This is a genomic window from Planctomycetota bacterium (assembly GCA_038746835.1).
Classification (GTDB): Bacteria; Planctomycetota; Phycisphaerae; order Tepidisphaerales; family Tepidisphaeraceae; genus JBCDKH01.
Map to the genome: position 1 here is coordinate 1 of JBCDKH010000112.1, position 12,176 is coordinate 12,176.

Here is a 12,176-nt window from a genome sequence, read left to right on the forward strand (position 1 = left end):
CAAACGGCGTGTCGTGCAGCTCGGCCAACGCCTGGTAGATGACCGTCTCGTCGGCACCGGTCTCGACCAGCACGCGTTCGAGCGCCCGGCCGGGGCTCTTGGCCAAGACACTCTTCGCCTGCTCGATCACATCGCCTGCGATGCGGCCTTGAAGGACGTCTTCGAGTGTGCGGGTGGCGACCTGCTCCTCGTCAGGCTGCCACAACCCCCCGAACGCGGCGGCGGGATCGGTCGTCGGGTCGAATAGAAGGCGTGGCATGGTTTGGCGTGGTGGAAGGGCTCGGTGTCTCTGTCATCCCTCGACTCCGCTTCGCTCCGCTCGGGATGACGGAGCGTGCTGCTTGACCGTGTCAGCGTCCGATGCGTGCGACGGCGGTGTGGTCGCCGCGACGCAGGGTGATGCCGTCGCGGGCGATGGCGACGACGGTCATGCCTTCGACGGTGTCGCCGACCTTGAGGAACTGCCCGTCGATCTGACACGTCGGGCGGGCGCCGAGCATGACGGTGCCGACGCTGAGTCCAGCGACGTCCTTTTCGAGGTCTTCGGCTGCCTCTTGGCGCAGGCGATCGCGCTCGGCGGCGAGTCGGCGGGCGTAGGCCTCGCTGACAGCGGCTTCATCGGCCTTGTCAGCCTCGTCGTCTTCGATGACGCGCCAAAAGGGATTGGTCTTGAGCGATTCCAGCGGCACCTGCTTGTCGCGGCTCAGCTCGCCGAAACGTCCCTTGATCGCTTCGCTGTCGGCGAGAAGCGCTTCGACCTCGCGTACTTGCTTCGCGCCGCCTTCGAGGAAGGTCTGGATGCTCTGCCGGTCGACCGGAGCGACATCGCCCTCGGCCGCCGCTGCGGAGGCGGGTCCGCCCGCACGCTGCTGCATGAGAAACAGGCCGCCAAGGGCCAGGGCACCCATGCCGACAAAGGCGATGCCCGTTCGGCTGAACTTGGGCTTGTCGTCCTCGGGCATGACGTAGTCGCCGTCACCTCCAGCGAGGCTGGCGGCAAACGAACGGTTGTCGCCCGTGGCGGACTCCTGCGGCATCGTCGGCTCTTCGTCCATGAGAGGGTCTCCGCGACAGACGTCGCATTCACAACACCACGCTGCAAATAGAAACTCACGTCATCCTGAGCGAAGCGCAGCGCAGTCGAAGGACCTCGTCTGAATCGCGCGCATGACACTGCAGGCGCGGTTCAGACGAGGTCCCTCGACTGCGCTCGGGATGACGGAGGTAGCTACCCCGCGCTGACGACCTCACCGGGAAGCGCTGCGGGTTCGAAGAAGATCGAGAGCGTCATCTGGGCTTCGGTCTCTCCGTCGCGTCCGTCGATCTTGCCGATGTCGAGTTCGGTGACGCGGGTGATGCGGTCCATCTGCTCGATCTGCAGGAGGTAGGCGTAGAAGCCTTCGAAGTCGCCGAGCATTTCGAGCTTGATCGGCTGCTCGCTGTAGTGGCTATCGCGGCGGACCTTGCCGGGCTCGAAGCGGCGAATCTCGAGGTTGTTTCGCTCGGCCGCGTGCCAGACGTCGCGCAGGGTCTGCTGGACGTCTTTCTCTCGCGGCAGCTTGGCCTCGAAGAAGTCGACCGCGTCGCGCAGGTCGTCGATGCGTCGTCCCAGGTCGTCGATGCCGCTGGTGGCAATTTCGAGGTCTTTGAGTTCCTGACTCTTCTGGGCCATCTCCTGGCGGTACTGCTCGCGACGATCGTCGACGCGTTTGAAGCCGAACCACCAGCTGCAGGCCAACAGGCCGACCATCGCGGAGAGAAGAACGAGTTCACGTAGTTGCAGTCGCATCAGATGCCTCCTTGATCGCCAGCGGCCAGGTCGGATTCGCCCAGAATCTGCTGTCGCGGTTCGACGGAGTCGTCAAGCTTGAGGGCAATGAGGAATCGTCGAAGGTCGACGCTGTCGTTGGTCCGCTTGTCTTCCTGCCGGACCCACATGAGGTCGACGCTGTCGAAGTAGCCGCCGCGGTTGAGGGCGTCGATGTAGTCGCTGACCTGGCCTTCGGTCAGGCTGGTTCCTTCAAGCGAGAGCGTCGTGTCGTATCGCAACGGCTGCGGACGCGGCGCGGGGGCCTTCTTTGCCCGTCGCGTCTTCTTGGCCGGAGCCGGCGGCGGAGCGGCTTTGATCTGCTTGGCCTCCAAGCCGGCCTTGGCCAGCACGACGCCGTGCGGCAGCGTGTTGGTGATCTCGGCCATCAGGTTGCTCCGCGGCATCTTTTCCAGCAGCGACGCACTCAGCTCCATCCGGTCGGCGACAGACTTCTGCCGCTGTCGCATCTGCTTCACCTGCTCGATGCGTCGCGTCGCGTCGGCGTAGCGGGCGTCGACCTGCGCGTACTCCGACTCGGCCTCGGCGAGTTCCTTCTCGCAAAGGTGCCACGTCCCGCCGATCGCGCAGACGGTCACGCCGAAGAGCGTCAGCAGCAGGACGTCCGCGCGACGCCTGGCGCGGTTCTCGGCGTAGTCGTCGGGCAGAAAGTCGAGGCCGGCGTCCTTCTTCTTGCCGCCGGCGTTTTTGAGGCGGTCGACGAGGCCGGCGAATCCGGATTTGGGGTCTGCTGAATCGGTCATGGCATCCTCCGTGATTTCAGGCGGCTTGACGAATCTCGCGACCGGGCAACATCGCCGCGGCAGCACCGAGTGCCAGGTTCAACTGCGGGCCGCTCTGCAGCTCGGGCAGCTCCAGGCGAACCGAGAAGTCCGCGACCTGCGCCAGCACGCCCACCTGCTTGGCGATGTCTCGGCAAAACGCCTCGGCCTTGGATCCGCCGCCCATGAAGATGAGGCGATCGATCGGCGACGAGGCGAACGTGGTGTCGTGGTAGCGACGGCATCGGACGATCTCGGCCGCGAGCTGACCGGCATGACCGCTCAGCGGGTGGGACGGTTGCTGCTGCGGTTGATCCGTGCTGCGACGCATCGCCGCGCCGAGCAGGGCGAACGACTCTTCCTCGGGAGGCTTGGGTTCGGGCTCGGGCTTCTCTGCGGACGGCATCGCAGCGCGGGCGGCCTCGAAGTCGAAGTCGATGTTGCGGGCGAACCGCAGTCCGGTCGGGCCGATGACGTACGCGCGGGCGTCGCGTCGGCCGAGGTCGAGCGCGAGCCAGACGTGGTTCGGGTCGTCGGTCCGCGTGTAGAACGTCGAGAGTGCGTCGCGAAGAGCAGCCGGTGCGGGTCGGAACGAGCGTGGCTCAAGACCTGCCTTCTCAACGCCGGCCACGAGTGCGGAGACGTCACGCTTGCGTGCGGCCGAGACGAGGACTTCGAGACGCGGGCCGTCTTTGGTGTGGACTTCGCCGGCCACCTCGTGCCGCAGCATTGCCTCGGCCGGGTCGAACGGGAGTTTGCCGGCGACTTCGAATCGCACGGCCTCGCCGAGGTCCATCGCGTCAAGCTTTGGTAGTCGAAGCGTGAGCCAGTGTTGCCGGCGCGACGGGAAGACGATGTCGGCCGCAGTGGCTTTGGTTCCGGCGGCGGTTTTGAGTCGGCGTAGGGCGTCGGGCAGCTTGGCGCAGAATGCGGCGAAGTCGTCGCAGCAGTCGTCGGCGACGTCCTGCGTCGCGAGGGCGGCGACGGTCGGGTGGGTCGGGCCGGGCTCGAGCTGGACGAGGCGCAGCTCGTTGGAGCCGAGGTCGATCCCGACGCGACCGGCGGCCGGCTTGGCGGCTTGACGAAGACTGTTGAGGAGACCCTTCATGGCGTTCGCGCCGGTACAACCGGCAGCCATGACCTACGTTTCCGCGCACGCTGCGGCAAACAATTCCGCGGCGATCGCGTCTGTCAGCTCCACACCACGCGTCGTCAGCCGAATCGACGTCACGTCCGATTCGATGAGACCGGCCTCTGCCAGTCGCGGCAGGGCGTCGCCGAACCAGGAGTCGACGGCGTCGCCGGTGCGTGCGGCAAAGTCGTCGCTATCGATGCCGCGGGTCATGCGGAGATTCAGCCACGCCAATTCGGCAGCGCGATCGGCGGGGGAAAGACGCTCGGCCTCGATTACAGGAAGGATGTCACTGCCGACGCGTCGTTCCCAGCGGCCCAGGTGTGGCTCGTTGCGCCAGCGGACGCCCGACGCGTGGCTCGCCGCCGCCGGGCCCAGGCCGAGGTAGTCGTCGCCCGACCAGCACGAGACGTTGTGCCGGCACTCGAAGCCGGGCGTGGCGAAGTTGCTCGTCTCGTAGGGCGACAGACCTGCGTCCGATAGCCGGCGTCGGACGAGGCGAAAGAGGTCCAGCTCCTCGTCTTCAGGCGTCGCAACAACTCGGCCGAGACGCCTGCGGACGTAGAGCGGCGTGTTCGGCTCATACGTCAGCGCGTAGCACGAGACGTGGTCGACGCCCGTCGCGATTGCGGCGTCGAGGCTCACGGCAAGCGACTCTGCGGTCTGGCCGGGAATCGCGTGGATGAGATCGATGCTCTGTCGGGCGATTCCGGCGTCACGAGCGGCCTCGACAGCCGGGGCGACGCAGGCGGGCTCGTGGTCGCGTTCGAGGGCTTGGAGTTCGGCGGGGACGAACGACTGGGCGCCGAGACTGACACGCGTCACGCCGATGTCGCGGAGCGTTTCGAAGTAGCCGGGCGTGACGTGGTTCGGGTTGACTTCGACGGTGAACTCGTCGACGCGTGAGAGGTCCAGGCGATCACGCAGGCCGCGGACGAGGCGGGCCATGTCGTCCGCTGGCAGCAGGCTCGGCGTGCCACCGCCGAAGAAGATCGTGCGGAACTCTGTGTCCGCGTCTGACCACAGATCAGCCTCGGTGAGGACAAGGTCGACGTAGCGCGCCATCCGCTCGGGCGACTGCCGCGTGATGCTGTAGAAGTCGCAGTAGTGGCACTTGTGCACGCAGAAGGGCACGTGCACGTAGAGCCCGCGAAAGTCGCTTGTCGTCCGCGTGACGTCCAGCGTGACGTCGCGTGGCGCATCGGTCACTGGGAGCGTCGCCACGGATGAGGTTAGTGCAAGCGATACCACCGTCATCCCGAGCGCAGTCGAGGGACCTCGTTTGGTTCTGTTGCGTCGATCAGACGAGGTCCTTCGACTCGCTGCGCTCGCTCAGGATGACGGAGTTAGCTCGCGACGGGCTCTGTCGGTTCGCTCGCGGGGCTTGCGTCTGCATAGACCCGGTAGCTGTAGCGAACACCGTCTTCGGTGGACGTGTCGCTGTAGCTTGTCGACGTCAGCTGTGCCAGCGTCTCCCACGCACCGCCGACGGGGCGGCGGTCGAGGCGGTATTGGAGGGCGTGGTTGACCGGGCTCCACGAGACGGCAATGCCGGTGGGCGTCGGACGGGCGTCGACGTCGGCGGGCGGTTGCTCCTGGACGAAGTGGCGGAACTCGCGGAAGCGGACGTCGACGCTGCCGTTGCTGCCCCCGGCACCGGCGACGCCGAGCGAGACGACGTCGCCGAGGTCGACGCGGGTTCGGCCGACCTCGGTCCAGGTCATGCCGTCGCTCGAGACGAGGCCGATTAGGTCGTCGCCGCGGCGGACGAGGCGGAGCCAGCCGGGCGTCTGGTCGGTGTCGCCGACGACCGCGGTCTGCCCGTCATCCGTGCCGCGTGCGGTGAGGCGGACGTCGTTGTCGCGGAGCTTGAGGAAGACATTGCTCGCACCGGCGTCGCCGGACGAACGTGCGACCAGGCCGGCCATCCAGTTGCCCGAGCCGTTGGCGTGGACGCGGACACCGACGTCGAAGTCGCCGCTGTGTCGGAAGCCGGCGAACTGGATCGCGTCCTCGAAGCCCCACGCGTCGCCGCCGGTGGCGGAGAGGTCGATGTGTTCGAAGTCGCGGACGATTCGCACGTCGCCTGTGGCGTTGCCGATCGAGCCGGTGTCGCGCGTGGTCGACGCGACCGCGGGTCCGGCGACGGGGTCAGACCAGCCGTTGAGGTCGGCCTCGCGTCGGACGCGGTAGTCGACGTCGCGATCGGAGGTCGCCTCGTCGAGGGCGGTGTTGCCATCGAATCGGCCGAGCGTGATCCAGTTGCCGTTGTCGAGGCGTCGCTGCAGGACGACGGCGTCGTCGCCGGTCCAGCTGACGAGGACGCCCGACTCGGTTCGCGTCGTCGACAGCGTCGGCGGCGTGGCGTCCAGGGCGGCGGGCGTGGTGAGCGTGATGACGGCGCTGGGCTGTCCGGTGCCGTCGTCGTTGAAGGCGCGGACGCGGTACTCGTAGGTGGAGCCGGTCTCGGCGGTGGCGTCGCGGAGGCTGGTGCTGCAGGTGGACGTGCGGGCCAGTTCCGACCACTCGCCGCCGGGCGTGCGACGTTCGATGAGGTAGCCGAGCACGTCGCCGTCGGCGGCGGGCCACTGGAGCGAGACGTCACGCGACTCGGCCGAGGCAGCAGGCGGTGTGACGCCGTCGCCGGGTGAGCCGGGTCGGTCGTCGGCGCGGACGGCTGAGACGATCGGCGAAGCGGTTTCGCCGGCGGCGTTGAAGCTGACGACGCGGTACTCGTACGTCGTGCCGCCGGTGGCCGTGAGGTCGGTGAAGGCGGTCGAGCCGGCGTCGAGCGTTTCAAGCACCTGCCAGGCCGTGTCGCCGGTGACGCGGCGTTCGACGCGGAAGCCGAGCTCATTGGGCGAGGCGTCGACCCAGGCCAGCGCGATGGCGTCGCCGGGTGTTGCGACCAGGCCGGTCGGGGCGACGGGCGGTTGCTGCTGGTACGTGCCGAAGTCGGCAAGCGCGGCGGTCGACGCGTTGGGCGAGTAGCTGGCGACGAAGCCGCCGACGCGGACGCTGGCACCCATCGGGATGGTGTCGCTGGTCGCGACGACGGTCCAGTTGAGGCCGTCTGCCGAGACATAGCCGGTGAACGTGTCGCCGGTCCGGACGAGCCGAAGGAAGGGTGAGTCGGGTCCGGTCGTGGTGCCGGTCGGCGGACGCGTCTCGCCGCCGACGGTGGAGCGCCAGCTCATGGCGACGTCGCCGCTGTAGCGGAGAGCGACGTTGGTGCTGGTGGGCGAAAGGTCGTCTCGGACCATCAGTCCGACTGCCGATGCGGGCGCGGCCTTGTCGAACGAGTCGACCTGCAGGATCACATCGAAGTCGCCCACGAAGAGTCGATGGGCGAAGTAGATGTCGTCGTCGTCGCCGAGGTCGGTGTTGTCGTTCGTCCCCGTGGCCGTGATGGTGAAGGCGTCGTTGTCGCCGGCGACGGCACCCGTGGCAGAGCCGATGGCGCTGCCGATCAGCACGTCGGCGGCGACGGTGGTGACGGTGACGGACGCATATGGCGCGCTCGCGGGGTTGAAGGCGTTGCGAGCGCGGACGCGGTACTCGAACGTCGTCGCCGGGGCGGCCTGGTTGTCGATGAAGCTCGTCTGGCTCGACGGGACGGCGTCGCTGAGGACCTGCCACGATCCGCCCGAGACGCGGCGCTCGACCACGAAGAACTCGGCGGACGGGACGGCGTCCCAGGTCAGGTTGACCTGCGAGCGAGTAACGGCCTCGGCGGTGAGGTTGGCCGGGGCGGCGAGATCGGCGGGGTTGCGCGGCGTGGTGACCGACAGCGGACCGGCGAGCGGGCCGGTGTAGGTGGTCGCGTCGACGACGTTGAGCGCGCGGATGTCGTACGCGTAGGTCGTCTCGGGTTGGACGGTGCTGTCGGTCCACGTGCGGGCACCGGCACCGAGCGTCGCGACGATGACGTTGTCGCGGCGAATCTCGAAGTGGGTCACTTGCTCGCCATCGTGCTGCCAGCTGACGATCGCGTTGTTCCACGACGGGACGACCATCAGGTTGGTCGGCGCGGCGATGTCGGCCGGGTCGGTGGGCGTGGTGACGGTCGCTACCGCGCTCGTTCCGCCGACGGTTCCGCCGGAGCCGAGGGTGACGACGCGGTAGCTGTACTCGGTCTCGGCGATGACGGTCGTGTCGCTGAAGGTCTCGGTGCCGGCTGGCAACTCGACGAGCAGGGCGAAGACGCCGTCGCTTCCCGCGCGTTCGATGCGGAAGCCGGCTTCGTTGTCGCTGGCGTCGTTCCAGGCGAGCTCGACGCGATCGAAGCTGGTCGCAGTCGCGGACAAGGCGACGGCGGCGGATAGGTCGGCGGGCGTGGTGACGGATGTCCCGGCGGCCGGGGCATCGCCGGCCGAGTTGAAGGCGATGACTCGGTAGTCGTACAACGTCGCACCGGCAACGGTCGTGTCGGTGTAGCCGGTGGCGTCGGCGTCGAGTGTTGTCAGCAGTGCGAACGTCCCACCATCGATGCGGCGTTCGACGCGGTAGCCGGTTTCGTCGTTGGCAACGTCGGTCCACGTCAGCACGACGGCCGTGTGATCCGGGGCCGAAGCGACCAGCGACGAGGCGGCGGCGGGAACGGACGGTGCGACCGGCCGAGCGACGGAGACCTCGGCGGAAGCCGTTCCGACGGTGCCGTGGTAGTCGACGGCGACAATCTGGTAGCGGTAGGTCGTCCCGGGGGCGGCCGTCGTGTCAAGGAAAGTCGTGCCGTCGGAAACAGTCGCGATGTCGACGAAGCTGCCAGCGACCTCGGCACGGCGAACGACGTACGAGCCGACGTTGCCCTCGCTGCTGGCGTCCCAGGTGAGCGAGACGCCGGACTGCGATCCGCCGGCGGCGACGTTGTCGACGGCGGAGGGCCCGCTGACGGGGCGGACGTTGCGGACGAGGTAGACGTTGTCCTGGTAGTCGAAGTTGCTGCCGCGGTAGCTGCCGCCGGTGTGCAGGTTACCGCCGTCACCGACGTTGTCCTGGCCGACGAGGTAGGTGTCGGGAATCAGGTTGCCGTTGTGGTCGTAGACGGCGAACCAGCGGAACGAGTGGAAGCCCGACTCGTCGATGCTGTTGTCCGGAGTGCGGTCCTCGTTGCGTGCAGGGTCGCTGTGCCAGATGCGCTCGACGGCAAAGCCGAACGCGGCCGAGCCGGGGTCGAATGTACCCATTGCGACGCCCGAGCCATTTTCCAGAAGCGGCAGGATGGTCTGCCCCTCGTCGATCTTGTGCCGGAAGAGCTGGCTGTAGCTTTCGGAGCCGACGGCATCGGTGGCGTCGTGCCAGAAGAAGGCGGTGTTCGGGTTGTAGCGTGGGCTGCCGGTGCCGTCCCACTGCGGGTCGCGCTGCTGGTGGAAGGCGGCGAGTTGGACGACCTCGACGTTGCCGGGGCCGGCCTTTTCCCAGTAAGCGCTGATGGTTTCCTGCCCGACGGCGTCGATGGAGCCGCCGGTGTTGGTGCCGGTGTCGTAGTCGGACAGGCCGGTATCGGGGCCGACGTCGATTTGGTAGCCGAACGCCCGGACGAGTTCGGCGAGGTTGGCCTCCTGGCTGACGGAGAAGCCGATCTGTTCGCTGGCGCGCTGCCACAGTCCGCCCAGGCCGATGTCGATGGCGGGCTGGTTTTCGTCGCTGGTGGAGATGGTGAGCGTGGCCTGCCGGATCTCGACGCGTTCGCTGCCGTCGCCCTCGAAGACGAAGCGGACGTCGATGTCGAAGAAGTCGCCGGGCTGAATGACGACGGGCGTCTGCAGGTCGGTGAAGACCTCGAAATCGGTCGAGCTGATCGTCGCGTCGAAGAGCGTCAGGCTGCCGCTGCCGTCGTTGTGGATGCGGACGGTGTTGAACTCGCGGACGGCGTTGGGCAGGACCGGGTCGAGGTCGCGAATCTTGTTGAACGCGAGGAAATCGTTCGACGGCGCGGCGGCGAGGTTTTCGAGCCTGGCCTCGCCCAGCACGGCGGGCGTGACGTTGCGGATGATGCCGACCAGGTCGTTCTGGTCGGTCGCGACGTCCCACTCTTCGAAGGTGAAGACATAGGCGTTGGGCACGACGTTGCCGTCGGTGTCGAGCAGGTGGAAGAAGCGGACCTTGCGTCGCTCGTCGGCCTCGGACTCCCACGTGTTGAGCGTGTCTTCGGAGTAGACGTCGCGTGGTCCGAAGTCGAAGAAGGTGGCGACCAAGCCGAAGTCGCCGGTCGGATCGAACGTTTGCGTGCCAACGGCTTCGGGGCGGATGGTTTGTGCGAAAACCTTGTCGATCGCGAAGAGGTCGTTCGCGCTGCCGGGGTTGCCGGCGGCATACCAAGCCAGAGCGCTGGTGTCGGTGAACGCGTTGGCGTTGCTGGTGCCAAAGGAGCTGAGCAGCTCAATCGTCACTGGTCCGTCGCCGGCCTTTGTGAGGAGCTGGGCGAGCACCTCGTCGCTGTTGGCAACGTCGGCCTGCTGCGGGTAGTCCGTGGTCGACGCATCCGGGTCACCCGTGACGATCGGAATCTCGTACAGGTCGAAGAGCCGCTGCAGGCTCGGCTCGTCGTTGCCGCCCTCGCCGGACGTGCCGAGGCCGCGGAGCCGGATGACGCGATCGGGCGAGGCCGGATCGTTGGATCGCAAGTGCAGTTCGGCGTCGAAGATGCGGACGGCGTCGGGGTCGAACTCTAGCGTGATCGTGATCGACTCGCCGGGTGCCAGCGTGGTCTCGGCAGGATCGCCCGAAACGACGCGGAAGAAGTCACGATCGTCGCCGAGCAGCGTGAGGGCGTCTGACGGGAAGGCGATGGTGCCGGTGGCGTGGTCGTTGGTGAGCGTGAACGAGATGGTCTCGTTGGTCGACGTGACGGCGTTGAAGAAGAGCGTCGGGCCGTTACCGAAGTCACGGGTCGGTGCGTCGTCGGCGAGGGTGCCGGCGTCGACGGGCGTGAGCAGGGTGATCTGGAGGTTGCCGCCGTTGGTGCGGAAGCCGGCCTCGACGACGTAGATGAAGCCGGTGGCCGGGTCGACGTCGAGGTCGAGCGGGTCGCTGAGTCCGCCCAGTCCGTTGCCGCCGGCGTAGGTGCGGGTGACGGTGCCCGTGGCCTCGTCGGTTTGGATGAACATGACGTCGTCGCCGCCGGAGTAGCGGGTGACGAGCAGCATGCCGTCGAGCGCGCCGCCGAAGTGGACGCCGCCCGAGTCGTACCGCACGACGCCGTTGGGGCTGACGTTCTGGCCGAAGTCGTGAACGAAGCCGACGAAGCCGGCTTCGGGCTGCGTGCCGACGGGGTACTGGCTGATCTCGCCGACGTCGGCCCCGAAGGTCGGGTTGCCGCCGGCAAGGACGTATTCGCCGCGGACCGGGTTCGGGTGGCCGTAGTAGCCGCCCTCGACGACGCGGTAGAGGACGTCGTTCTGCGTCTCGGTAACGCCGTTGATCGCCGGGACGGAGCCGTCGGGTGAGCCGGGCGTGTTACCACCGGCGGCCGAGCCGTTCGACGGGGCGTAGAGGTGGCCGGCGGGTGTCCAGACGAGGTCGTAAACGTTGCGAATGCCGGTCGCGTAGAGCTGGACGGGCGCGTTCGGTGCGTACGGGTCGTAGGTGCCCCCGTCTTCGGTCTTGACGTCGACGGTGCCGGTAATGGACCGCACGTCTGCCGCGAGGATGGCCGCGGTGAGGAGGCGTTCGGGGCGATTGCCCCACGTGTTGTCGGGCGCGCCCATCGCGGTGTTGCTGGGCACGACGAAGTAGAGCCTGCCGTCGGGGCCGAAGACGGGCTGGTTGTTCAGGTGGTCGTAGACGCTGCGTGGCAGGCCGACGATGATGTCGAGCTCGTTCTGCAGGTCGGCCCCGCTGAGCCGAGTGATCTTGCCGGTCCAGTCGTCGGCGGTTCGGTCGGAGTCGTCGCCGGGATCAACGAATTGGCCGTGGCTGACGTAGGCGACGAGACCCGCGGCCGAGGTGTCGAAGGCAATGCCGGTGATCAGTCGCGGCGCGACGCCGTCCGGCTCAGTGAGCGCGGCGAGCAGCGTGCCGGCGGACAGACTGCCGTCGGCGTTGACATCGAACCGGTGGACCTCGCCGTTGGCGGTGGTGGCGTACAGCTTGCCGTCGGGGCCGAACTCGACACCCGTCCACGCGGTGCCGATGGTGCTGGTCTGCGGCGTCTGTGTGAACGCGACCTCCGGCAGGCTCTCGGCGACCTTGATGCCGGTCGTGAAACCCGCGGTGAAGGGAACAAACGCGTTGCCCGCGACGTCGAGCACCTCGCTGGTGATGACGAACGTGTACGACTGTTCGGCCGCTAGCAGAAGCCTCGGCGTGAGCGTGATCGCGTCGCCGCCGCCCGACACCGTCACGGCCGCAGGCACGGCCTGGCCGGTGGCGTCGTCGATGAGGTAGATCGCGGTCGGCGTCGCGGTGGACGGGTCGATCGCACCACCCGGCAGGGCGATGTCGACCGCGACGC

7 protein-coding genes are annotated in these 12,176 nt (G+C 67.7%); all 7 read right to left on the reverse strand.

The genetic code is table 11. The features are described from left to right. On the reverse strand, positions 1-259 hold a 259-nt coding region (locus AAGI46_11340; GenBank protein ID MEM1012799.1), incomplete at its 3' end, for a hypothetical protein. A 91-nt stretch (positions 260-350) separates the two neighbouring features. Continuing rightward, positions 351-1,055 carry a hypothetical protein gene (locus tag AAGI46_11345; protein MEM1012800.1) on the reverse strand — a complete coding sequence of 235 codons (705 nt, stop codon included), beginning with the start codon at positions 1,053-1,055 and terminating at the stop codon, positions 351-353. 173 nt (positions 1,056-1,228) lie between these two features. Continuing rightward, complete coding sequence (gene pilO, locus AAGI46_11350) at positions 1,229-1,789, reverse strand: type 4a pilus biogenesis protein PilO (GenBank protein ID MEM1012801.1); 561 nt, start codon at positions 1,787-1,789, stop codon at positions 1,229-1,231. Then, a complete protein-coding gene (locus AAGI46_11355) occupies positions 1,789-2,571 on the reverse strand; it encodes a PilN domain-containing protein (GenBank protein MEM1012802.1) in 783 nt (260 codons plus the stop codon). The genes pilO and AAGI46_11355 overlap by 1 nt, the downstream gene beginning before the upstream one ends. A gap of 16 nt (positions 2,572-2,587) precedes the next feature. Further along, positions 2,588-3,727: a pilus assembly protein PilM gene (gene pilM / locus AAGI46_11360; protein MEM1012803.1), complete on the reverse strand. Its 1,140-nt coding sequence runs from the start codon at positions 3,725-3,727 to the stop codon at positions 2,588-2,590. 3 nt (positions 3,728-3,730) lie between these two features. Further along, entirely contained in the window at positions 3,731-4,945 is a 1,215-nt protein-coding gene (gene hemW, locus AAGI46_11365; GenBank protein ID MEM1012804.1) for a radical SAM family heme chaperone HemW, read from the reverse strand. 122 nt (positions 4,946-5,067) lie between these two features. Next, positions 5,068-12,176: Ig-like domain-containing protein (locus AAGI46_11370; GenBank protein ID MEM1012805.1), on the reverse strand; the 7,109-nt coding region annotated here is incomplete at its 5' end.